28 protein-coding genes and 1 tRNA gene are annotated in these 22,200 nt (G+C 65.4%); 17 read left to right on the forward strand and 12 right to left on the reverse strand.

The window, feature by feature from the left end:
• Positions 1 to 155: 155 nt before the first annotated feature.
• The 9 genes from LCL94_RS05760 to LCL94_RS05800 all read left to right on the forward strand — a co-directional run bounded on the left by LCL94_RS05760 (position 156) and on the right by LCL94_RS05800 (position 8,228).
• Entirely contained in the window at positions 156 to 1,325 is a 1,170-nt protein-coding gene (locus LCL94_RS05760; RefSeq protein WP_224831378.1) for an acyl-CoA dehydrogenase family protein, read from the forward strand.
• Positions 1,322 to 1,627 carry an alkylphosphonate utilization protein gene (locus LCL94_RS05765; protein WP_224831379.1) on the forward strand — a complete coding sequence of 102 codons (306 nt, stop codon included), beginning with the start codon at positions 1,322 to 1,324 and terminating at the stop codon, positions 1,625 to 1,627. The genes LCL94_RS05760 and LCL94_RS05765 overlap by 4 nt, the downstream gene beginning before the upstream one ends.
• A 10-nt stretch (positions 1,628 to 1,637) precedes the next feature.
• Complete coding sequence (locus tag LCL94_RS05770; RefSeq protein ID WP_224831380.1) at positions 1,638 to 3,245, forward strand: carboxyl transferase domain-containing protein; 1,608 nt, start codon at positions 1,638 to 1,640, stop codon at positions 3,243 to 3,245.
• A gap of 70 nt (positions 3,246 to 3,315) precedes the next feature.
• Positions 3,316 to 3,942, forward strand: a complete 627-nt coding sequence (locus LCL94_RS05775; protein ID WP_224831381.1) for a 1-acyl-sn-glycerol-3-phosphate acyltransferase — start codon at positions 3,316 to 3,318, stop codon at positions 3,940 to 3,942.
• Positions 3,939 to 4,736, forward strand: coding sequence for a DUF1295 domain-containing protein (locus tag LCL94_RS05780; protein ID WP_224831382.1), 798 nt, complete (start codon positions 3,939 to 3,941; stop codon positions 4,734 to 4,736). The genes LCL94_RS05775 and LCL94_RS05780 overlap by 4 nt, the downstream gene beginning before the upstream one ends.
• A 91-nt stretch (positions 4,737 to 4,827) precedes the next feature.
• Positions 4,828 to 5,454 (forward strand): TetR/AcrR family transcriptional regulator, encoded by a 627-nt coding sequence (locus LCL94_RS05785; protein ID WP_224831383.1) that lies wholly within the window; start codon positions 4,828 to 4,830, stop codon positions 5,452 to 5,454.
• 206 nt (positions 5,455 to 5,660) lie between these two features.
• Positions 5,661 to 6,215, forward strand: a complete 555-nt coding sequence (gene dcd / locus LCL94_RS05790; RefSeq protein WP_160608403.1) for a dCTP deaminase — start codon at positions 5,661 to 5,663, stop codon at positions 6,213 to 6,215.
• Positions 6,212 to 6,997 (forward strand): acyl-CoA thioesterase domain-containing protein, encoded by a 786-nt coding sequence (locus LCL94_RS05795; RefSeq protein WP_224831384.1) that lies wholly within the window; start codon positions 6,212 to 6,214, stop codon positions 6,995 to 6,997. Before dcd ends, LCL94_RS05795 begins: the two co-directional genes overlap by 4 nt.
• 55 nt (positions 6,998 to 7,052) lie before the next feature.
• Positions 7,053 to 8,228 carry a saccharopine dehydrogenase family protein gene (locus tag LCL94_RS05800; protein ID WP_224831385.1) on the forward strand — a complete coding sequence of 392 codons (1,176 nt, stop codon included), beginning with the start codon at positions 7,053 to 7,055 and terminating at the stop codon, positions 8,226 to 8,228.
• Between the two features lie 6 nt (positions 8,229 to 8,234).
• Here LCL94_RS05800 and LCL94_RS05805 read toward each other — a convergent pair whose 3' ends face one another.
• Positions 8,235 to 10,415, reverse strand: a complete 2,181-nt coding sequence (locus LCL94_RS05805) for a TonB-dependent receptor (RefSeq protein ID WP_224831386.1) — start codon at positions 10,413 to 10,415, stop codon at positions 8,235 to 8,237.
• 111 nt (positions 10,416 to 10,526) lie between these two features.
• Positions 10,527 to 10,601, reverse strand: a tRNA-Gly gene (locus tag LCL94_RS05810).
• 206 nt (positions 10,602 to 10,807) lie between these two features.
• Here LCL94_RS05810 and LCL94_RS05815 point away from each other — a divergent pair.
• Positions 10,808 to 11,725 carry a tetratricopeptide repeat protein gene (locus tag LCL94_RS05815; protein ID WP_224832669.1) on the forward strand — a complete coding sequence of 306 codons (918 nt, stop codon included), beginning with the start codon at positions 10,808 to 10,810 and terminating at the stop codon, positions 11,723 to 11,725.
• Between the two features lie 4 nt (positions 11,726 to 11,729).
• Positions 11,730 to 12,341: an LON peptidase substrate-binding domain-containing protein gene (locus LCL94_RS05820; RefSeq protein WP_160608406.1), complete on the forward strand. Its 612-nt coding sequence runs from the start codon at positions 11,730 to 11,732 to the stop codon at positions 12,339 to 12,341.
• A gap of 232 nt (positions 12,342 to 12,573) precedes the next feature.
• On the opposite strand, the gene LCL94_RS05825 is transcribed toward LCL94_RS05820, so the two are convergent.
• The 5 genes from LCL94_RS05825 to argB form a co-directional block, all read right to left on the reverse strand.
• Positions 12,574 to 13,197 (reverse strand): MarC family protein, encoded by a 624-nt coding sequence (locus tag LCL94_RS05825; protein ID WP_160608408.1) that lies wholly within the window; start codon positions 13,195 to 13,197, stop codon positions 12,574 to 12,576.
• Positions 13,194 to 13,874 (reverse strand): hypothetical protein, encoded by a 681-nt coding sequence (locus LCL94_RS05830; RefSeq protein WP_224831387.1) that lies wholly within the window; start codon positions 13,872 to 13,874, stop codon positions 13,194 to 13,196. The genes LCL94_RS05825 and LCL94_RS05830 overlap by 4 nt, the downstream gene beginning before the upstream one ends.
• Positions 13,871 to 14,764 carry a bifunctional methylenetetrahydrofolate dehydrogenase/methenyltetrahydrofolate cyclohydrolase FolD gene (folD, locus tag LCL94_RS05835; RefSeq protein ID WP_224831388.1) on the reverse strand — a complete coding sequence of 298 codons (894 nt, stop codon included), beginning with the start codon at positions 14,762 to 14,764 and terminating at the stop codon, positions 13,871 to 13,873. The genes LCL94_RS05830 and folD overlap by 4 nt, the downstream gene beginning before the upstream one ends.
• Positions 14,761 to 15,045, reverse strand: a complete 285-nt coding sequence (locus LCL94_RS05840) for a YggT family protein (protein WP_224831389.1) — start codon at positions 15,043 to 15,045, stop codon at positions 14,761 to 14,763. Before LCL94_RS05840 ends, folD begins: the two co-directional genes overlap by 4 nt.
• Before the next feature lie 76 nt (positions 15,046 to 15,121).
• Positions 15,122 to 16,030: an acetylglutamate kinase gene (argB, locus tag LCL94_RS05845; protein WP_224831390.1), complete on the reverse strand. Its 909-nt coding sequence runs from the start codon at positions 16,028 to 16,030 to the stop codon at positions 15,122 to 15,124.
• Between the two features lie 94 nt (positions 16,031 to 16,124).
• Here argB and LCL94_RS05850 point away from each other — a divergent pair, with 94 nt between their 5' ends.
• Entirely contained in the window at positions 16,125 to 16,760 is a 636-nt protein-coding gene (locus LCL94_RS05850; protein ID WP_224831391.1) for a hypothetical protein, read from the forward strand.
• Between the two features lie 113 nt (positions 16,761 to 16,873).
• Here the strand turns inward: LCL94_RS05850 and LCL94_RS05855 are convergent, their stop codons facing one another.
• From LCL94_RS05855 to LCL94_RS05870, 4 genes are all read right to left on the reverse strand, one after another.
• Complete coding sequence (locus LCL94_RS05855; RefSeq protein WP_222555263.1) at positions 16,874 to 17,170, reverse strand: DUF1294 domain-containing protein; 297 nt, start codon at positions 17,168 to 17,170, stop codon at positions 16,874 to 16,876.
• Positions 17,171 to 17,360: 190 nt separating this feature from the next.
• A complete protein-coding gene (locus LCL94_RS05860) occupies positions 17,361 to 17,594 on the reverse strand; it encodes a hypothetical protein (RefSeq protein ID WP_224831392.1) in 234 nt (77 codons plus the stop codon).
• A 17-nt stretch (positions 17,595 to 17,611) separates the two neighbouring features.
• Positions 17,612 to 17,866, reverse strand: a complete 255-nt coding sequence (locus LCL94_RS05865; protein ID WP_224831393.1) for a YdcH family protein — start codon at positions 17,864 to 17,866, stop codon at positions 17,612 to 17,614.
• Between the two features lie 79 nt (positions 17,867 to 17,945).
• On the reverse strand, positions 17,946 to 18,389 hold the full coding sequence (locus LCL94_RS05870; RefSeq protein WP_224831394.1) for a DUF1294 domain-containing protein: 444 nt from the start codon (positions 18,387 to 18,389) through the stop codon (positions 17,946 to 17,948).
• A gap of 191 nt (positions 18,390 to 18,580) precedes the next feature.
• Here LCL94_RS05870 and LCL94_RS05875 point away from each other — a divergent pair, with 191 nt between their 5' ends.
• From LCL94_RS05875 to LCL94_RS05890, 4 genes are all read left to right on the forward strand, one after another.
• Positions 18,581 to 18,718, forward strand: a complete 138-nt coding sequence (locus LCL94_RS05875) for a hypothetical protein (RefSeq protein WP_224831395.1) — start codon at positions 18,581 to 18,583, stop codon at positions 18,716 to 18,718.
• Positions 18,719 to 18,849: 131 nt separating this feature from the next.
• Positions 18,850 to 19,305 carry a thermonuclease family protein gene (locus LCL94_RS05880; protein ID WP_224831396.1) on the forward strand — a complete coding sequence of 152 codons (456 nt, stop codon included), beginning with the start codon at positions 18,850 to 18,852 and terminating at the stop codon, positions 19,303 to 19,305.
• Positions 19,306 to 19,348: 43 nt separating this feature from the next.
• Complete coding sequence (locus LCL94_RS05885; protein ID WP_224831397.1) at positions 19,349 to 19,906, forward strand: hypothetical protein; 558 nt, start codon at positions 19,349 to 19,351, stop codon at positions 19,904 to 19,906.
• A gap of 45 nt (positions 19,907 to 19,951) precedes the next feature.
• Positions 19,952 to 20,347, forward strand: a complete 396-nt coding sequence (locus LCL94_RS05890) for a hypothetical protein (protein WP_224831398.1) — start codon at positions 19,952 to 19,954, stop codon at positions 20,345 to 20,347.
• Between the two features lie 147 nt (positions 20,348 to 20,494).
• Here LCL94_RS05890 and LCL94_RS05895 read toward each other — a convergent pair whose 3' ends face one another.
• Entirely contained in the window at positions 20,495 to 21,553 is a 1,059-nt protein-coding gene (locus LCL94_RS05895) for a ribonucleotide-diphosphate reductase subunit beta (RefSeq protein WP_224832670.1), read from the reverse strand.
• Between the two features lie 391 nt (positions 21,554 to 21,944).
• Between LCL94_RS05895 and LCL94_RS05900 the strand changes: the two genes are divergently transcribed.
• A complete protein-coding gene (locus LCL94_RS05900; protein ID WP_224831399.1) occupies positions 21,945 to 22,190 on the forward strand; it encodes a DUF2171 domain-containing protein in 246 nt (81 codons plus the stop codon).
• Positions 22,191 to 22,200: the final 10 nt, after the last annotated feature.

The following is a 22,200-nucleotide window of genomic DNA, read 5'->3' on the forward strand; positions in this document are numbered from 1 at the left end:
TGTATCCGTGCCGTTATAAATAAAGCCATCCGGGCCAGAGTCCAGTTCGGTAACTGGGCCGCCGCTTGCGGCACCAAGCGGTTTGCCCGACCGCCATTCCTTCGCTATCGCGCGCGGCAAGAGAATGCCCCAACAGAGGGCAAGCAGGAGACATCATGCGCGCCACCCCCGATTTCGATTTCCAGCTCGGCGACAATGCGGACATGATCCGCGAAAGCGTTTCGCGCTTCGCCGACGAACAGATCGCCCCGCTCGCCGCCAAGGTCGACCGCGAGGACTGGTTTCCCAAGGCGGAACTGTGGCCCGCCATGGGCGAACTCGGCCTCCACGGCATCACCGTTCACGAAGCGGACGGCGGTCTTGGCCTCGGCTACCTCGAACACGTGATCGCGGTCGAGGAAGTCAGCCGCGCCAGTGCCTCGGTCGGCCTGTCCTACGGCGCGCACTCCAACTTGTGCGTCAACCAGATCGCGCGCTGGGCGAATGACGACCAGAAGGCGAAATACCTGCCCAAGCTGATCAGCGGCGAACACGTCGGCAGCCTTGCCATGAGCGAGGCGGGCGCCGGTTCGGACGTCGTTTCTATGAAGGCCCGGGCGGACAAGGTCGATGGCGGCTACGTCCTCAACGGCACCAAGTTCTGGATCACGAACGCCCCCTATGCGGACGTGCTGGTGGTCTATGCCAAGACCTCGCCCGAAGCGGCCAGCCGCGGCATCACGACCTTCCTGATCGAAAAGGATTTCGAAGGTTTCTCGATCGGGCAGAAGATCGAGAAGGTCGGCATGCGCGGCTCGCCCACTGCAGAGCTGGTGTTCGACGATTGCTTCGTTCCCGACGAGAACGTGATGGGCCCCGAAAACGGCGGCGTCGGCGTGCTGATGAGCGGCCTCGACTACGAGCGCGTCGTGCTCGCCGGCCTCCAGCTCGGCGTGATGCAGGCCTGCCTCGACACGGTCATTCCCTATCTTCGCGAACGCCAGCAGTTCGGCAAGCCCATTGGCTCTTTCCAGCTGATGCAGGCCAAGGTCGCCGACATGTATGTCGCGCTGCAATCCGCGCGCGCCTACACCTATGCCGTCGCCAAGGCCTGCGATGCCGGGCAGACCACCCGCTTCGATGCGGCAGGCACGATCCTGCTGGCCTCGGAAAACGCCTTCCGCGTAGCGGCCGAGAGTGTGCAGGCGCTGGGCGGCGCAGGCTACACGCTCGACTGGCCGGTGGAGCGCTACATGCGCGATGCCAAGCTGCTCGACATCGGTGCCGGAACGAATGAAATCCGCCGCATGCTGATCGGCCGCGAACTGATCGGCGCTGCCGGATGAGCGGAGACGAGGACTACGTCTACGACGAGGACAGCGGCGAATGGATGCCGGCTTCCGAACTGGCTGCCAAACAGGCGGCGGCCGAGACGGTCGAGGTTCGCGATGCGGTCGGCAATTTGCTTGCCGATGGCGACCAGGTGACGCTGATCAAGGACCTCGAGGTCAAGGGCGCGGGCCAGACATTGAAGCAGGGCACGCTGATCAAAGCGATCCGCCTCACCGGCGACCCGCAGGAAATCGACTGCAAATATCCCGGCATCAAGGGCCTCGTCCTGCGTGCCGAATTCGTGAAGAAACGGTAAGACCACAGGCATGACAGCACCCGCTCTCACCACGAAGCTGGACCGCGAGGCGCCCGACGCCAAGGCGCGGTTCGATCACAACAAGGCGCTGGCAGAGGAACTGCGCAAGCATGTCGCCGAAGCCGCGCTCGGCGGGCCGGAAAAGCACCGCGAACGGCATGTCAGCCGCGGCAAGCTGCTGCCCCGCGAAAGGGTGGAACGCCTGCTCGATCCGGGCGCACCCTTCCTCGAGATCGGCCAGTTGGCCGCCAACGGCCTCTACGGCGACGAGATCAGCGGCGCCGGCATGATCGCCGGGATCGGCCGGGTGTCGGGGCGGCAGGTCATGATCGTGTGCAACGATGCGACCGTCAAAGGCGGCACGTACTATCCGATGACGGTCAAGAAGCACCTGCGTGCGCAGGAGATCGCGCAGGAGAACCGCTTGCCGTGCATCTACCTCGTGGACAGCGGCGGGGCGAACCTGCCGCACCAGGCTGAGGTCTTCCCCGACCGCGACCATTTCGGGCGCATCTTCTTCAACCAGGCGAACATGAGCGCGCTTGGCATTCCCCAGATCGCCTGCGTCATGGGCAGCTGCACTGCGGGCGGTGCCTATGTTCCCGCCATGTCGGACGAGACTGTGATCGTGCGTGAACAGGGCACGATCTTCCTTGCCGGACCGCCGCTGGTGAAGGCAGCCACCGGCGAGGAAATCAGCGCCGAGGATCTTGGCGGCGGCGACCTGCACGCCAAGAAATCGGGCGTGGTCGACCACCTCGCCGAAAACGACGAGCACGCGCTCACCATCGTGCGCGATATCGTCAGCCACCTCGGCGACAATTACGCTGCCGCAAACGGGGTACAATTGGTTGAACCGCGCCCGCCGAAGTTCGACGCGGAAGATCTGTATGCGCTCGTGCCCGAAGACGTGCGCGCGCCATACGATGTGAAGGAAATTATCGCCCGCCTCGTTGACGGGTCAGAGTTCCACGAATTCAAGGCACATTACGGCAGCACGCTGGTATGCGGCTTCGCCCATATCTGGGGGATGCCGGTGGCGATCCTGGCCAACAATGGCGTGCTGTTTTCCGAAAGCGCGCAGAAGGGTGCGCATTTCATCGAGCTTGCCTGCCAGCGCCGTATCCCGTTGCTGTTCCTCCAGAACATTTCCGGTTTCATGGTCGGCGGCAAGTACGAGGCCGAAGGCATTGCCAAGCACGGGGCCAAGCTGGTCACTGCCGTCGCCACCGCGACCGTGCCCAAGGTCACCGTGGTCATCGGCGGCAGCTTCGGCGCGGGCAATTACGGCATGTGCGGCCGCGCCTACCAGCCGCGCTTCCTGTTCACCTGGCCCAATGCCCGCATTTCCGTGATGGGCGGCGAGCAGGCGGCCAGCGTCCTGGCGACTGTCCACCGCGACGCCGACAGCTGGACTCCCGAACAGGCCGAGGAATTCAAGGCCCCGATCCGCCAGAAATACGAGGACGAGGGCAATCCCTATTACGCCACCGCCCGCCTGTGGGACGACGGCGTGATCGACCCGGTCCAGACCCGCGACGTGCTGGGCCTGGCATTCGCAGCCACTCTGGAAGCACCGATTCCGGAAAAGCCGCAGTTCGGCGTGTTCCGGATGTAGTCGGCAGGAATCCTCGCATCCCTCTCGCATTCCGCTACGTAACTGCTAGGGCTCGCAGGCAGGAGAGAGAATGTCGCAAGCCAATTTCCGGAAGCCTTCGCTTCTGAGCCGCATCGTGCGGCGCATCATCATGGTGCTCTACCGCTGGAAGGGCTGGAAGCTGGATGGGCACCTGCCCGACCTGCCCAAATTCGTCATCGCCGGCGCTCCGCATACCTCGAACTGGGATTTCGTCTTCTTCATCGGGGCGACGGCGGAAGAGGGCGTGCAGCCCAATTTCATGGGCAAGCACACGCTGTTCCAGGGGATGATGAGGAATTTCATGTTCGACATGGGCGGCATTCCCATCGACCGCACCAAGCGCAGCAATGTGGTCGAGCAGGTCGCCGCCGAATTCGAACGGCGCGACCGCCTTGCGCTGGTCATCGCGGCAGAGGGCACGCGCAGCTCGAACGGCGAATGGAAATCGGGTTTCTACAACATCGCGCGGGCAGCGAACGTGCCGATCGTTCCGGCCTGGGTGTGCAACGAGCGACGCATACTCGGCTTCGGCCCGGCCATCGTGCCGACCGCCGATTACGGCGAGACGCTGCTTGAAATCGCGCGCTTCATGCGCTCGAAACTGCCGGATTACGAACGTTACAAGGTTCTGGAGGCCCAGGCGCTGGGCCTGATCGAGGAGGCGAAAACCGCATGATCGATGCCCTGCTTGCCAATGCCGCGATCCTGGTCGGCGTGGTGCTCATCCTGTGGGTGATTTCCGTCCAGATCGACGATGTGTCCTTCATCGATTCCTTCTGGGGCGCAGGCATGGCCCTGATGGCCTTTGCCAGCTGGATGCAGCTTGCCCAGCCGGGCGCCCTTGCCAACCTGCTGCTGGCGATGACGGCCGCCTGGGGCCTCAGGCTCGGCATCTACCTGCTGCGCCGCTGGCGCGCGGAAGGCGAGGACAAGCGCTATGAACGCATGCTGCGCAAGGACCGCGAGAAAGGCCGCTTCGCCATCGCCGCGCTGACGAAGGTCTGGCTGGGGCAGGCAGTCCTGCTGTTCCTCGTCTCCTCCCCAGCACAGCTGGGTATCCTCAGCAGCGCGGAACCCGCCCCGATCACCTTCATCGCCTGGGCTGGTATCGCCCTCTACCTAGTGGGCATTTTCTTCGAATGGGTCGGCGACTGGCAGCTGGCGAAGTTCAAGGCCGATCCGGCCAACAAGGGCCAGGTGATGGACCGCGGGCTGTGGCGCTATACCCGCCACCCCAACTATTTCGGCGATGCCTGTGCCTGGTGGGGCATCTGGCTGGTCGCGGCGAGCATCGCCTGGGAAGTGGCGGCGCTGACCGTCGCCGGTCCGCTGTTCCTCACCTTCACGCTGGTGAAGTGGTCGGGCGCGGCGCTGCTGGAAAAGGGCATGAAGCATTCGCGCCCCGGTTACGAGGAATACAAGCGCCGCACATCGGCCTTCATTCCGTGGCCGCCGCGCTCCGCCGCCTGAAAAAACCGCCTTTTTCGCACCAATGCTCTGGCACCCGCGGCTCGCGGACACTATCCTGTATGCCAATGACCGACCAACCGGCCCGCCGCGCATGAACACGCCCGACCTCAGGCAGGAACGGGCGCGCCTTGCCGCCTATGCCATGGACCTTACCGGTCGGCGCGGGGGCGAGGTTACGCCGGAAATCCTTGCGGCAGAGGTCGGCGTTTCCCGGGCGCGCATCGAGGCGATCTTCCCCGAGGAATCGGACCTGTTCGATGCGGTGGTCGAACTCTGGTTCGAACCCCATGTCGCGATCATGGAAGAAGTGCTGGCAAGCGACCTGCCGCCCAACCGCAAGTTCTACGAATTCTACGTCCGCCGCTTCCGCCGCAACCGCGCGGAATTCCGGCGCGACCCGTCCGCCTTCGCCGTATTGTGCGAACTGGGTGCGCGGCGGTTCGAACGCGTGCGCAGCTTCGTCGACCTTGCCGACCATTACCTGTGCGAACTGATTGCCGAAGCGCAGGCCGAAGGGCACTTCCCGGGGCTGGACATCGACCGCGCGCTCACGCTGATCAACCAGATGACCGTGGCCTATACCAGTCCCGACCTGCTGCAGACGGTCGACGAGCGGCTGACCGAGGACAAGCTCGCCGCCATCATCGACACGCTCTTTGCCGGCCTTTCCGCGGCCGACGGCGGTGCCTCCGGCGTGAGCGGCCTGCGTCCGGCGTGAGCGGGAACGCGCGAAGTCGCCGAATCCTTTTCATCGGCCTAAACTATGCGCCCGAACCGATCGGCATCGGGCCCTATAGCGCAGGGCTGATGGAAGCGCTGGCGGAGCGGGGCCACACGGTCCACGCGGTGGTCGGAAACGACACGGGAGGGGATTAAACGCCCCTCCCGCTTGCCCGAGCGGCGCGGGTGGGGAATCACACTGACATGGCGATTCTTTCCGACAAGTGGATCCGCGACAAGGCGCTCAACGAAGGCATGATCGAGCCTTTCGTCGAAGCGCAGCGCCGCGAAGGCTGCATTTCCTACGGGCTGTCGAGCTATGGCTACGACGCGCGCGTCGCGCCCGAGTTCAAGATCTTCACCAATGTCGACAGCGCGGTGGTCGATCCCAAGGATTTTGCCAGCAACAGCTTCGTCGATCGCGATACCGACGTCTGCGTGATCCCGCCCAACAGCTTCGCGCTCGCCCGCACGGTCGAATATTTCCGCATCCCTGAGGACGTGCTGGTCATCTGCCTCGGCAAGAGCACCTATGCGCGCTGCGGCATTATCGTGAATGTCACCCCGCTCGAACCGGGCTGGGAAGGCCATGTCACGCTGGAGTTCTCGAACACCACGCCGCTGCCGGCCAAGATCTACGCCAACGAAGGCGCGTGCCAGTTCCTGTTCCTCAAGGGTAACGAGCGGCCCGAAGTGACCTATGCCGACCGCGCGGGCAAATACATGGGCCAGCGCGGGGTGACCCTGCCGCGGCTGTGAGCATTGCCCGCTTCCCCTTCTGGCGCGTAGTGCCGGGCGAGCGGAGCGGCGAATATATCCTTCCCGTCACCCGTCCGGCGACAGTCGGTCCCGAAGGCGCGCCGCACGTCATGGGCGGGGCCTCGCTCGCGGCGGCGGTCGATGCGCTGCAATTGGAAAGCGACCAGCCCTTGCTGTGGGCGCAGGTCCAGTTCCTTGCCCCGACCCAGCATGCCGAGGAGCTGGTGATCACCTGCGACCAGTACGGCGGCGGTCAGTCGGTGGGGCAGTGGTTCGCCGACATTCGCTCTAACGGCAGGCTGGTGCAACGGATCAATGCCGCACTCGGCGCGCGCGAACCGAGCGAGCAGCGCATCTTCGCCGTCATGCCCGATGTGCCGGGCCCCGATGCCTGCGAAGGAAAACCGCCGGACCACAACGGCTTCGACGACAATCTCGTCGGGCAGATGGAGCGGCGGACTGCCGTAGAGAATCCCGACCGCGGATACGAGGCTGTGTGGAGCCGCTCGAAAGCGGGCTTCGCGATCGACGCGTGCTGGCTGGCGATGGTGTCGGACTTCTTCCTCGGCGCGCATCCCGCGACCCGCGGCGGATCGAGCCTCGACGACATGTTCCGCTTCATTCAAGGCGCCGAGCCGGGCTGGGTTCTCAGCGTTACCGAACTCGCCGCCTTCGACCGCGGCGCGGTGAGCGGGCAGGCCCGCCATTTCGCCGAGGACGGGCGGCTGCTGGCGATCTCGAGCCAGACCGGCGTGCTGCCGCGAATCCCCCGCGCGCCCTAACGTCTTTGACTCTCTGGCCGCCCACGCGCATTCAGGCGGGCAAAGGAGAGAACCCATGGCTGACACCGAATTCGACATCATCGTCTATGGCGCCACCGGCTATACCGGCCGCCTCGTCGCCGAACATTTCGTGCGCGAATACGGCGGCAAGGACGGCGGGCCGAAATGGGCCATGGCCGGCCGCAGCATGGACAAGCTGGAAGCGGTGCGCGACGAGATCGGTGCGCCCGGGTCGACCCCGCTGGTGGTCGCCGATGCCGACGATCCGGCAAGCCTCGAGGCCATGTGCAACCGCACCAAGGTCGTGCTGACCACGGTCGGCCCCTACCAGCTCTATGGCGACGCGCTGGTCGCAGCCTGCGTCAAGACCGGCACCGACTATGCCGATTTGTGCGGCGAGCCGGTCTGGATGCGCCAGAAGATCGACGAGCACATGGAAGCCGCCAAGGCCAGCGGCGCGCGGATCTGCTTCTCATCCGGCTTCGATTCCATCCCCTTCGACCTCGGCGTGCTGATGGCGCAGAAGGTCGCCAAGGAGCGGTTCGGCAAGCCCGCACCGCGCATCAAGGGGCGCGTGCGCGGCATGGCGGGCGGCGCGTCGGGCGGCACGGTCGCCAGCCTGACCGAGACGATGAAGGCAGTGGCGCGCAATCCCAAGCTGATCTCGATCCTCAAGAGCAGCTTCGGCCTGACGCCCGGCTTCGAAGGACCCGACCAGCCCTCGGGCCTCGTGCCGCGCTACGAGGAGAAGCTCGGCAAATGGGCCGCGCCTTTCGTCATGGCACCGATCAACACCAAGAACGTCCACCGGACGAACTTCCTGCTCGGCCACCCCTATGGCGAGGACTTCCGCTATGACGAGATGGTGCTGACCAGCCCCGGCGATGCCGGCAAGGCAGCCGCAAGCGCGCTCGCCGACATGATGAAGAACCCCTTCGGCGCCAAGCCGCCCAAGCCGGGCGAAGGCCCGACGCCGGAAGAGCGCGAGAACGGGTTCTACGACGTGCTGTTCATCGCCGAGATGCCCGACGGCGAGACGCTGCACTATGCGGTCAAGGGCAAGTACGATCCGGGCTACGGCTCGACCAGCCGCATGCTCGGCGAAACCGGCATGGCGCTGCTCGACTGCAAGGCCGAAGGCGGGGTCGGCACGCCCGGCTCGTTCCTCGGCGAAGCGCTGGTCGAGCGGCTGCGCGAGCACGCCGCCCTGACCTTTGCCGTCGAGGATTGAGCGGGATCAGTAGCTGAAGCGCAGGCTCGCCGAGATATTGCGCCCGGGCAGGGGCACGAAATCCTTGGTGAAGCTTGCGTGACGGCGGCCGCTGACGTCGAAGATATTCTCCGCCTTCAGGATCACGCTGACCGACGGCTCGGTGCGTAGCGGGCGCCAGGTGGCAACCGCGTTGACGAAGGTGAAGTCCTCGGTTTCGGTTTCGAACGGCGCCACCTTGCGCTGCGCGCCGTACCATTCGACCTCGCCGCGAAGCTCGAAATCGCCGCTCGTCGCTTCGAGCGCACCCATCAGGCTGACCGGCGGGATGCGCGGGACCGGCGTGCCGTCGGACAGTTCGGCCTCGACATATTCGCCGCGCAGGTCGGCGGCGAGGGCAAGCGAGCCCGTGTCGAGGAAGCGCCAGATCAGCTCGCCTTCGAGGCCCTGGTAAGTCGCATCCTGCTGGAGATAGACGAAGACCGGCAGATCGTCCTCTTCCGCGCCGGTTTCGGACAGGTAGATGTAATCGTCGAACCAGTTCTTGAACGCGGCGAGGCTGAATTCGAAATCGCCCATGGTGCCGCGTGCGAACAATTCCGCACCCCAGGCGCGTTCGACGCCAAGGTCCGGATCGCCGATCTCGAAGGCCTGCGTCGCGATGTGCGGACCGTCGGAGAACAGTTCCTCCGCGCTCGGTGCGCGGGCCACGCGTGACAAATTGATGCCGGCGCGGAAGGCCTGCGGGCCGTCATAGGCAAGGCCGATCGCGCCCGAGAAAGTGTCGAAATTGCGCTCCAGCCCGAGGAAGGTGGAATCGACCGTGGTGGTCTCGAACCGCGCCGCGCCTTCGAGCTGGACCGGGCCGTCGCCATATTCCTGCAAGGCGAACAGGGCGAACTGCTCGGTCCGGTTAGGGGCGACATAGGCTTCCTCGCCCTCGGCGAAGAAGTCGCGGAAATAGTACTGCGTGCCGATCGAACCGCGCCAGCGGCCGTTCGGGTTCTGCACCAGTTCGGCGCGGGCCTCGATACCCTGCACGTCGAAGGTCGTGCCGACTTCGGCACCTTCGAACTCGGTGTGTGTGTAATCGGAATAGCCGGCGCGGATCTTCAGCTTCTCGAACAGGCCTTCGCCAAGGTAGATGTCGCCGCGCATGTCGGCGCGGTACTGGCGCAGGCCGATGTTGACGGTTTCCGGACCCTCTTCCCCGGCCTCGGCTTCGCTGCCTTCTTCCTCGCCCTCGTGGTGGCCCGCACCGGGGCGGATGGGGATGCCGTAGAAAGTGTCGTAGATGCCGAAGGACACGCCGAGGCTCGACTGGTCACGGAAGAAGGCAAGGCCGCCATTGGCCGTCCAGGTTTCCGTGCCGCTGTTGAACAGCTTGCCTTCTGCCAGCGCGAGTTCGCGCAGTTCCTCGGCCTCGCCGAGATTGCCTTCGTCCTCTTCCTCGTCGGCTTCGGCGAGCAGTTCGGCACGCAGTTCGGGCGCCACGAGGAAGCCGGGCACGCTCAAATCGTCGGTAGTGCGATAGGAGCCGTCGGCATGGGCGACGAAGCCGCCGCCCAGCGGCACGTCGAAGGACGCGCCGCCTTCGCGAAGGTCGCTGACCGTGTCGGCGCGCACGATGGCATCGACATGGAACGCCTCGTTCGGGACGCGGCGCGGAATGCGCTTGTCGATCACGTTGACCGCGCCGCCGATTGCCTGGCTGCCGTAAAGGAGGACGGCGGGGCCGCGCAGGACTTCGATGCTCTCTGCGGTCAGCGGATCGATGGAGACGGCGTGGTCGGCCGAAGTGTTGGACACGTCGATCGCGCCGATGCCGTCGACCAGCACCTTGACGCGCTCGCCCGAAAAACCGCGCAGCACGGGGCGCGAGGCGCCGGGGGCAAAGCCGCTGGCGGAAACGCCGGGCACGCTATTGAGCACTTCGCCGAGCTGGCCGTCGAGATTGGCGTCGAGCGCTGCACCTTCGACGACGCTGGTCCCGGCGAGCAGGTCGAACTGGCGCAGTCCAGCCGCAGTGACCACGATGGTCCCGCGCGAATCCATGCGGCGGTCGTGGAGATCGTCCTCCACCTGCTCCTGCGTCACCTGGTCATCGGCAGGCGGCGCGGACGCGTCCTGGGCCAGCGCAGGCTGGGCCGCGGCAATCGCGATCAGGGACAGGGAGGCGGCGAGGGGGCGTTTGGTCTGATACAACATATCGCGCCACATAGCGCCCGATCCGCCTGTTTCAAGCACAATCCGCCAAATGTGCACGCGGCACGACGAACGACTTGCGTGTCGTCCGGATACATATCGATGTCGGGAAAATGGAGCGGGCGAGGCGATTCGAACGCCCGACCCCAACCTTGGCAAGGTTGTGCTCTACCCCTGAGCTACGCCCGCTCACTGGCGCTCTACCGAACCGCAAGGCCCGGTGGGGAGGCGCGCAACTAGCAACGCCTCTTGAGTCCCGCAAGAGAAAAAATGCAGCTTTTTTGGCCCTGCCCGGCCCGCCCTTGTGCAGGCGCTGCAGGTCCTTCACATTTGGCCAAGAAGGCCCACATGGGGCGAAACGAATTCATCCAGGAAAGGCGGTTTCAGTGGCGAGCATGGGATTGAGCATCGACGAGCAGAAGGCAGTCGAGCGGTTCAAGAAGGACGTCGTCGAACCGTCGATGACGAAGCTCGTCATCCTCGATTTCTATGCCGACTGGTGCGGGCCCTGCAAGGCGCTGGCCCCGCTGCTGGAAAAGGTGTCGGCCGACTATGCCGACAAGGGCGTGGTGCTGGTGAAGGTCGATGTCGACAAGGAACAGTTCATTGCAGCCCAGTTCCAGGTCCAGTCGATCCCGACCGTCTATGCCATGTTCCAGGGCCAGCCGGTCGCCGACCTGACCAACGCCCGCAGCGAATCGCAGCTAAAGCAGACGCTCGACCAGATCCTTGCCCAGCTTCCCGTCCAGGCGGGCGGTGACGAGGAAGCGCAGGCCGCCCAGCAGATCGACCAGTTCGTCGCCATGGGCGAACAGGTGCTGGCCGATGGCGATGCGCCGCGTGCTGCCGGTATCTTCGCGCAGGTCACCGAAATGGCACCCGAAAGCGCCGCGGCCCATGCCGGTCTGATCCGCGCGCTGGTGCAGGCCGACCAGGTCGAGGAAGCCCGCAAGGTCCTCGAGGCCGTCCGCGCCAATCCGGCTCTCGCCGCCGACCCGCTGGTCGAGAATGCCGCTGCCGCGCTCGAACTCGCCGGCAACAAGGTCGACGACGGCGAACTGGCCGCCCTGCGCGACAAGGCCGCGGCCGACCCTGCCGACATGGACGCGCGCATGGCCTATGCCGAGGCTGCCTTCGCCGCCGGCCAGCGCGATGCGGCTGCAGCCGAACTGCTCGCCATGGTCGAAGCCGACCGCGAATGGAACGAGGGTGCGGCCCGCGCCAAGCTGATCGACATCTTCAATGCCGTCGGCCTCGAAGACCCCTGGGTGGTCGACACGCGCCGCAAGCTGTCGCGCCTGCTGTTCGGATGATCCGTTGACGAAGCGTCTCTCCATCTTCCCCCTGCCCGGCGCGATCCTGTTCCCGGGGCTGCAGCTGCCGCTGCACATCTTCGAGCCGCGCTACCGCGAACTGGTCGGCAGCGCGCTGGCGAAAGACCGGCTGATCGCCATGATCCAGCCGCAGCGCGGGGGCGAGAACGCGCCGCTCTACGAGGTCGGCTGTGTCGGCCGCATCGGCGATGTCGAAGCGCTGGAAGACGGGCGCTACAATATCGTGCTCGAAGGCGAGGCGCGCTTCCGCATGCTGCGCGAACTCGACGTCACCACCGCCTTCCGCCAGATCGAGGCCGAGCTGATCGACGATCCCGAGGACGAGGTCCTCTCCAGCGTCGAGCGCGCCGCCTTCGAATTCGAGGCCAAGCGCTTTGCCGCCATGCAGGGCTATTCGGTCGACTGGGATTCGGTCGAGCGGCTGGACGACGAGACGCTGATCAACGGCGTCGCGCAGATCATCCCGTTCGATTCGGCGGCCAAGCAGGCCCTGCTCGAGGCCCCCGACCTGTCGGAGCGGTGCGAACTGATGATCCAGCTTATGCAGTTCTTCGCCCTGCGCGACGACGGCGACGAGATCGTGACTCTTCAGTGATTGCTTTACGAAGTCGCCTCCGCGACTTCGTCCTCGGGGCTATTCCTTCGCTTCGCTACGGGCCCCTGCGGGCGGCCGGTCGGCCTTTGACTGCCGTGGCCAAGAACGAACCTTTAATGTGGCAAAGTTTCGGTCGGCGACCAGCCGACCGCAAGGGCGACCGCCCGCCCGCAGCGGGTGCAGCTTGCTGCACGTCTAGCGAGGACGAACCCGCGGAGGCGGGTTCGAAAATCTAGATACCGAAACTGCCCTTGAGGCCGTCGATCACGTATTGCGCGGCCAGCGCGGCCAGCAGCACGCCGAGCAGGCGGGTGATCACTGCCTCCACCCGGTCGCCGAACAGGCGCATCAGGGGGCCGGCGGCAATCAGCGCGAGCATCGTGAGCAGCAGCACGCTGGCCAGCGCGCCGAGCACGACCAGCGACTGCTCCAGCCCTTGCGCCTCGTTCATCAGCAGCATGATCGCCGCGATCGCGCCGGGGCCTGCCAGCATGGGCATGGCCATGGGGAAGACCGAGACGTCCTCCACCTCGGGCGTGGCGGCGACCTTTTCCGCGCGCTCCTCGCGCCGCTGGGTGCGCTTCTCGAAGACCATCTCGAAGGCGATCCAGAACAGCATCAGCCCGCCCGCGATGCGGAAGCTGTCGAGTTCGATATGCAGCGCGCCGAGCAAATCCTGCCCGAACAGAGCGAAAATGAGCAGGATCACGCCGGCGATGATCGTCGCGCGGATCGCCATCATCCGGGCCTGCGCCGCGCTCGCGCCCTTGGTCAGGCCGGCGTAGATCGGGGCGCAGCCGGGCGGGTCGATCACCACGAACAGCGTGATGAAGGCGGAGATGAAGAGCTGGGTCATTCGGCCGTTCCTGCGCCAAGGGTGACGTTCACGACCTGCTCCCAGCCGGTCTCCTTCGCCAGCCAGACGACATATCGCCGCTCGCCCGCGACACCCGTATGGAAGCCCCATGCCAGCGAACCGTCACGCGATGCGCGCAGGGGAATGGCGGAATCCGGTTCGCCCACATCGACCGGGCGGCGGCAGGCAGCCACTTCGCTTCCGATCATGTCCGGCGCTTGCGGCGCGGCGTCCTGCGGGATGCCGAAATCGAAGACGTAGAGATATTCGCCATCGCGCTGGCGCTGCCAGACGGTGTTGAACGTCCCGACCTTGCCGTCGGGATCGCGGAAAGCCCCCTGCGTGACTGCGATCGAGCCGTCGCAGCTCGACCACACGCGGTGCGGTTCCCACGCGACGGCCTGCGGCGGGTCCTGCTGCTGCTTGAGCCAGGGCTTGGCCTCGATCGCGCCGTTCTGCCCGAACAGCAGCGCGCCCTCTGCCGCATATTCGGCAAACGCGGTCCACTGTCCCTTTTCGCGCGCGGCGCGGGCGAAGGCGAGTTCGGTGGCGATGACCTTGGAGGGGCTGGCGGTCGGCGTCAGCAACCGGGCATAGCGATCGCGCGGCCCCGGCGCGGTGGAGCAGGCGGTGAGAGCCAGCGCGCTCGCGGCGAGTAAGGCAAGGCGCAGCGTCACAGCGCAGCCGGCACTTCCAGCCCTGCATTGCGATAGGCCGCGACCAGTGTGTTACGCAGCAGCACCGCAATAGTCATCGGGCCGACGCCGCCGGGCACGGGCGTGATGGCCGAGGCAACGTTCTGCGCGCCGGCATAGTCGACATCGCCGACCAGCCTGCCCTTCTCCTCGCCCTCGGCAGGGGGCAGGCGGTTGATGCCAACGTCGATCACGGTCGCGCCGTCTTTCAGCCATTCTGCCTTGACCATTTCCGCGCGGCCCACGGCAGCGACGACGATATCCGCGCGCTTTACCACTGCGGGCAGGTCCTTGGTGCGGCTGTGCGCGATGGTGACGGTGGCATTGGCGTCGAGCAAGAGCTGCGCCATCGGCTTGCCGACGATGTTCGAGCGGCCGATCACCACGGCCTCGAGGCCGGAGAGGTCGCCCAGCCGGTCGGTCAGCAGCATCATGCAGCCGAGCGGCGTGCAGGGCACGAAGCCGTGCTGGCCCACGGCAAGGCGGCCCGCATTGGTGACATGGAAACCGTCCACGTCCTTGTCCGGGCTGATGCTCGCGATGACGGCCTGTTCGTCGAGATGACCGGGCAGCGGCAGCTGGACGAGGATGCCGTCCACCGCATCGTCATTGTTGAGTTGGTCGACCAGCGCCAGCAATTCCGCCTCGGACGTGTCGGCAGGCAGGCGATGCTCGAAGCTTTCCATGCCCGCGGCCACGGTCGCCTTGTGCTTCGAGCCGACATAGACCTGGCTCGCCGGGTCTTCGCCCACCAGCACCACGGCAAGGCCCGCCTTGCGGCCCGCCTTGTGTTCGAACTGCCCTGCAAGCGCGCCGACGCGCTCCCTGAGGAGGGCGGCAAAGGCTTTTCCGTCGATCCGTTCAGCGGTCATAGCGAGTAGATGATGTTCCCGAGCACGATAAGGATGATGTTGAGCGCGATGATCAGCACCAGCGGCGAAAAGTCGATCATGCCGGTCTGCGGCAGCAGGTTGCGGATCGGCCTCAACACCGGGTCCAGCAGGCGGTTGATGCCGTCGTAGAAGCTCATCAGGAATTCGTTGCGCCCGACCACGTTGAAGGCGAACAGCAGGCCGATGATGAACTGGATGATGATCAGCATCACGAACACGTTCGTGAGCATCTCGAGGATCTGGTAGAGAGTGATAAGCACTAGGGTGAACCCCGTTTCTGTCTGAGCAATCCCGTGTCGCAGCGTCCTACACGTGGCGGACGCGGCGCGCCAAGCCCTATCGGGCGCTTATCAGCGTACCTGCGCCCCGCTGGGTGAAGAATTCGAGCAGCATGGCGTGGGGAATGCGCCCGTCGAGCACGACCGCGGCCTCGCATCCCGCCTCGACAGCCGAGACGCAGGTTTCGAGCTTGGGAATCATGCCGCCGCTGATCGTGCCGTCGGCGCGCAACGCGGCGATGTCGGCCGGCGTCAGATCGGTCAGCAGCGCGCCGTCCTTGCCCAGCACGCCGGGCACGTCGGTCAGCAGCAGCAGCCTTGCCGCCCCCAGCGCCGCCGCCAGCGCGCCGGCCATGGTGTCGGCGTTGATATTGTAGGTGTGGCCGTCCTCGCCCGCCGCGATCGGGGCGACGATCGGGATCATGCCGGCCGCCGTCGCGGTTTCGATGATCGTGGTGTCGACCGCGCAGGGTTCGCCCACGAAGCCGAGGTCGAGCGCGCGCTCGATATTGCTTTCCGGGTCCTTGGTCGTGCGCTCGACCTTGCGCGCGGTGACGAGGCCGCCATCCTTGCCGGAAATGCCCACCGCCTTGCCGCCGGCGCGCGCGATGGAGGAAACCAGCGCCTTGTTGATCGCGCCGGACAGGACCATCTCCGCCACCTCGGCGGTCGCCTTGTCGGTGACGCGCAGCCCGTCGATGAACTGCGTCTCGACGCCCAGTTTCTCCAGCATCCGGCCGATCTGCGGGCCGCCGCCATGGACCACCACCGGGTTGATGCCGACTGCCTTCAGCAGCACGACGTCCTCGGCGAATTCGCGTGCGGCGTTCTCGTCGCCCATGGCGTTGCCGCCGTATTTCACCACGAAGCTCTTGCCGGCATAGCGCTGGAAGTAGGGCAGCGCCTCGATCAGCGTCTGGGCCTTGGTGCTCGCCTCGTGCATGGGCTGGGTTTCGCTCGCGTTCATGGCGGGTGGCCTTAGCTTTTGCGCAGCGAGCGGGGAAGGGGAAAGCGCCCCTCACCGCTTGCCGCCGGCCTGCGGCACTGCCATCACGCCCGGCATGACCATGCACCGCACGCTCGCCCTTGCCGCCCTCCTCCCGCTGGCCGCCTGTGCCAGCACCCCCGATGCGCCGCCGCTGCCCGAGACGCAGGAGCGGTTCTGGCAGGCGCTCTCCAGCCATTGCGGCGAAGCTTACGAGGGCGCGCTCGCCAGCAGCGACGCGCGCGATGGGGACTGGGCGGGCAAGCGCATGGTGGCGCACTGGGCGGATTGCTCCGACACGCGCGTCGCCATCGCCTTCCATGTCGAGGACGCAGAGGCGCCGGGCGGCTGGAACCGCTCGCGCACCTGGCTGGTCACGCGCACGGCAGATGGCCTCAGGCTCAAGCACGACCACCGGCACGAGGACGGCAGCGAGGACGCGGTCACGCAATATGGCGGCGACACGCTGTCGGCGGGCACGGCGCGGGTGCAGGACTTCCCCGTCGATGCCTTTTCCATCGCCATGTTCGAGCGCGAGGGGCTGTCCGCCTCGCTCACCAATGTCTGGCGGATCGAGGTCGACCCGGCCGGTGCGCAGGCCCCGCGCTTCGCCTACCAGCTGACCCGCCGCAACGATCCCACCCGCCTGTTCCGGGTCGAGTTCGACGCCTCGTCTCCGGTTACTCCGCCCCCGACCGCCTGGGGGTGGTAAGGAGGAGCGTGCCTACGTGAAACGGCCCGCATCCCCTGGGGGACACGGGCCGGGACAGGGGTGCGATCACGGCGGCAAACAAGCAGACCGCACCCGGGAACCCTGCCGCCTCGTCAGGCGAAGCTGAGATAGAGCAGCGTTCCCGCCAGCAGGATCACGTGCACGCAGGCGAGCGCGTGGAGCTGGTTGGAGAAGGGCTGCTTGCGTTCCTTGTGATGGAAAGCCGCGCGCGCGGCATAGGCACCGGGCGTGCCCCCGATCATCGCCCAGCCGAGCAGGCTGGTTTCGGGAACGCGCCACCCGCCGCTTTCGGCCATGGCCTTGTCCACCGCGAAGGCGAGGAAGGCGCACAGATTGATCGCGATCAGGTAATAAACGAAATACTCAAGGGCAACGAACTGGGCTGACATGACGTGGCTCCACAAAGCAGACGTACAGACAGCGACACCGCGTGTTCTTTATGGCGCGCAGTAATACTGCACCGCAACACGTGTGTATTGTTCAAAGGCGACATCGTTGTTTTTGCGCCTCAGGCGCCGGCCAAGCCTTCAGGCCCCGCTTCCCGAAGGTAGCGAGGTGGTCACGCCGCGCCTGACGCGCTTACTCGGCCGGGGCTTCCTCTTCCGCCTCGGCGGTCGGCGTCATCGGCGTGTCGGGCGTGTCGACCGGCACCGCGTCGGGATCTTCCTGCGTGACGATCAGCTCGCCGCCGCCGGCATCCTCGACATCCGTAGCGTAGGTCTTTTCCTCCGCTTCCTGCGCGCAGGCGGCCAGCAGCAGGGCTGCGGCCACGGGTGCGGCGAGGCGGATCGGGCTTGCGGGGTCGAACTTCATGGTAATGCCTCCTTGGTTCAGGCTGCGCTGCGGGCCTTGGTGACGATGGCGGTGATCTCGTCGAGCAGGCTGAGGCGCTGCTTCTTGAGAGCTTCGGTCCGCTCGTCGCTGGCCGCTTCGGTTTCCGCCTCGATCCGGTGCACCTGGCGGTTCACCTCGTGATAGTCGTCGGCGAGGCGCGCGAACCGCCCATCCTGCGTCTTCAGCTGCGTGATCAGTTCACGGTCGCGGGCGAAGATCTTGGTCAGTTCGTTGGGCGTGTGCTGCGACATGCGGATACCTTTCCCTAATGGTTGCAGGGAATCGGGTAATACGGGGAAGTCACGGCATCTTTGAGGCAGGTCAATTTGCTCAGTAGTCTTCGCAAGCAGTCCCGTCGCCATCACCGTCCATATTCGATCGGTAGCCCGGCTCGCCGCGATGGAGCGGGGCCTTGCCCGCCGCGCGCACCTCGTTGCAGCCGGAGTAGGTGACCGAGCGTTCCACGGCATGGCGGGCTGCGCGCTCTTCGGGCGTTTCCAGCATGGCAGGCATGATGAAGAACACGGTAACAAGGGCGATGCCCTGCACCAGCGCAACGCTGAGCAAGCCCTGGTTGAAACTGCGCTTGCGGGTCTTGTGGCGAAAGGCGCTGCGTCCCGCCAGCGCGCCGGGTAGCCCGCCGAGGAAGGCAACGCCGAGCAGCGTGTCTTCCCTGATCCGCCAGCCGCCGTTTTCCGCGCGGGCCTTGTCGATACCGAACAGGGCGAAAGCGAGGAAATTCACCGCAATCAGGTAATAGGTCGCGATCTCCATCGGGTTGAAAGGCAAGGGCATAGGCGTGGTCCGGACAGGGGCGGCATCGGCGCCGCTGCGTGCGGCATGCCCTTCATATACTTAAGGAAATCATACCTGCGCGGGCGGTTTTGCTATGCTTTTTGACATACACGGAAAAGTAACCCGCGGCCCGATAGACCGTCCCGCGAAAGGACTTGGGGGGTTGCGACATGGCTACGAAGATGGACGACCGGAACGGGGAAGAGCGGCGCACGGGCGAGAGGCGCGTGCAGCAGCTTCCTTTCGACGGGCCCGATCGCCGCGAGGGCGAACGGCGCGGGGCGGAGGAGCGCCGGCGGCGCTACTGAGCCGCTTGCACGGCTGGACGGATTGCGGGCCGGCGCGGGATTGAACCCCTGCGCCGGCCCGCTATCGTTCGGGGGCAATGGCACGCCCGATCCGCTTCCGAACGACACGCCGCAGGCAGAGGGGCAGACGGATGGGCAGGCGCAGCCTGTGGTGGCTGGTGCTGCTGCTAGCGCTGGCGGCGACGCTTTACATCAACGGCGGCAGGCTGGGCCCGCCCGAGCGGCTGGACGAGGTCACGTACCGCTTCGGCCTGTGCGGCCAGCGCGGGGGCAACGCCTGCGTGATCGACGGCGACACGGTGGCGATCGGCCAGCGCCGCGTGCGCCTGACCGGCTTCGACGCGCCGGAAATGGACGGCGCCTGCAATGCCGAGCGCGCGCAGGCGCAGGCGGCCCGCACGGCTCTCCACGCCTGGCTCGCCCATGGCCCCTTCATCTGGACCGGCGGCACCGACCCTCCCCGCGACCGCTATGGCCGCGAACTGCGCGCAGCCTCACGCGGCGAGGAAACGCTGGCGGACCACATGATCGCCGCTGGCCTCGCCGAGGGCGATGGCTGGAGCGAGGGGCGCGACTGGTGCGCATGATGTCCCGCCCACGTGTAAGCCGCCTTGTGCTATGCTTGCGCCGATGACCCGGATCACTGCCCCGCCGCTGCCGCCGCACAGCCTGCTTGCAAGGAAGCGCGGGCCGGAATGCTACCGCGACGCCTTTCGCGCCGCCGTGCCGGGAGAGGTCTCGCTGGGCGAGCTGGTCACGGCGTTCTTCTCGAGCCGCGTCTTCCTGACCGAGCGCATGGCGCTCCACCTCATCGGACGCGGGGCGAGCCACGCGGATATCGCCGCGCTGGCCGCAGGCCGGACCGAACGCTTCGCCGCCTGGCAGGTCGAGGTGCGCGAGGCGAACGAGCTGCTGATGCACGATTTCCTCGACAAGACCTGCTGCTGGCTGGCCGTGTCTTATGGCGTGGGCGGCCCGCTGCCCGAACCGGAACCCGGCATGAACGATATCTGGTTCGGCACCGCCGTGCGCGAATACGAGGGACCGATCGCGAGCCGCCTGAGAGGCGCCCACCGCTGGTACGCGGAAAAATTACTGGCCGGTGCTGCGCGCAGACTGACGCGGCGGCGGCAAGCTGGCCTCGCCGAGGGCGATGGCTGGGGTGAAGGCAGAGATTGGAGCGATTAGGGTAGAGGTAATGACGCCGCAGAGAACGTCATGCATAGTCCAGTCATGAAAACCGTTATCGCCGCCATCAGCTACTTCGCGACGATATTTGCGCTCGGCTTTCTGCTGGGTACCGTTCGCACCTTGTGGGGCGCCGAGGCGCTGGGCGAGACGACCTTCATCCTGTTTGAAGTGCCGATTCTGCTTATAGCGAGCTGGTGGTCGGCCCGGAGCCTATGCGTCCGGCATTCAATCAACTCTTTCGCGAGCGCTGCCGTAATGGGCGTCTGCGCATTCACCTTTCTGATGCTTGCCGAACTCGTCTTGGCCACCAGCCTGTCGGGACTGAGCGTAAGCGAATGGTTCGCACGACTCTGGAAAGTGCCGCAGCTCTTAGGAACAGTTGGTCAATTCACATTCGGAGCAATGCCCCTGCTGGTGGGAGCCAAGACCGGCGAGTGAAGGATATTCGCGTCGGTCTGCCAAGCGGGATCCGCGCCTGCTAATCCAAGCCGATAAAAATTGCGGGCGGGACAATCATCCCACCCGCAACCTACTATCGCTTGCCTATTGGCAAAGGTCAGTCCCGAACGAACCGCCACTTCAAAATCACTCCGCCGCAACAGCCCCTTCGCTGTCACCGAACAGCCCCGGGCCGTCGCTTTCGGCTTCTTCCTCGTTCGCGGCCTTGGCGCTCTGGCGCTTGTCGAAGCTGGCCCAGACGTCGTTCCAGTTGCCCCGGGTTGCGCCCTTGGAATATTCGGTCGCGCGGGTTTCGAAGAAGTTGGCGTGCTCCACACCGTTGAGCAGCGGGGCGAGCCAGGGCAGCGGGTGGTCGTCGACCATGTAGATCGGCTGCATGCCCAGCTGGCCCAGGCGCCAGTCGGCGATGTAGCGGATGTACTTCTTGATATCCTTCGCCGTCATGCCCGACACCGGGCCCATCTCGAAGGCGAGGTCGATGAAGTTGTCTTCGAGGCGCACCGTCTTCTGGCAGATGTCGACGATGTCTTCGCGCACCGCCTTGGTCAGGCAGTCCCGCTCGCGCACGAACTCGTGGAACATGCGGATGATGCCTTCGCAGTGCAGCGATTCGTCGCGCACCGACCAGCTGACGATCTGGCCCATGCCCTTCATCTTGTTGAAGCGCGGGAAGTTCATCAGCATGGCGAAGCTGGCGAACAGCTGCATGCCTTCGGTAAACGCGCCGAACATGGCCAGCGTGCGGGCGATGTCCTCATCGTTGTCGACGCCGAACTGCTGCATGTAATTGTGCTTGTCGGCCATTTCCTCGTATTCGAGGAAGGCGGAATATTCGCTTTCCGGCATGCCGATCGTGTCGAGCAGGTGGCTGTAGGCCGCGATGTGCACCGTCTCCATGTTGGAAAACGCGGTGAGCATCATCTTGATCTCGGTCGGCTTGAACACGCGGCCGTACTTGTCGTGATAGCAATCCTGCACTTCCACGTCGGCCTGCGTGAAGAAGCGGAAGATCTGCGTGAGCAAATTGCGCTCGTGCTCGGTCAGCTTCTGCGCCCAGTCGCGGCAGTCTTCGCCGAGCGGAACTTCTTCCGGCATCCAGTGGATCTGCTGCTGCCGCTTCCAGAACTCGTAAGCCCAGGGGTATTCGAAGGGCTTGTAGGTCTTGCGGGCTTCGAGCAACGACATCTTGTGGATCTCCGGTTTGGCGCGTGAACGACTCATATAGGGAATCACAGCCCGGAATCGAAGGCAAGAGTGAATGATTCGGCGGGGATAAGCGCGGGAAAAAATTCCTAGCGCAGCACTATTTGCCGGAACGCGATGCGCAGATGCGACGTTGGGATAGCAATCGGCCACCGAGCCGGTTCGGGGCTAAGCGGACCAGGTCCGGTTTCCCCTTTTGCGGGCTACGGCTCCGCATCCCCGACGCCCCGCCTCGCAAGAGGTCGGGGCGTCAACTTTTCGTGCCCCCTGCGACCCAATCCAACGAGCCGTGCATGAGCCTCGGCGAAGCGTGGACCGCATCGCCCTTGCGGCCGTTGGTTAGATGTAACCCACACAGACAAAAGGGAATTTTATGTTCGAGAAGCTCCGCATCAAGGAACACATGGAAGTCGCCAATTCGGAAGGCCTGCACGTCGGCACCGTCGACGAGGTCGATGGCGACGCGATCAAGCTGACCAAGTCGGACAGCGCCGACGACATCCACCACTTCCTCAAGCTGGATGACGTCGAGAAGATCGACCACAACCGCATCTACCTGAAGGAAGGCGCGCGTATCCCCGCAGGCCTTGGCAACAAGGCGGTAATGGAAAGCGCCTGACCCGACTTAT

The sequence above is a fragment of the Qipengyuania gaetbuli genome (assembly GCF_020171365.1).
In the GTDB taxonomy this organism is placed as follows: domain Bacteria; phylum Pseudomonadota; class Alphaproteobacteria; order Sphingomonadales; family Sphingomonadaceae; genus Qipengyuania; species Qipengyuania gaetbuli_B.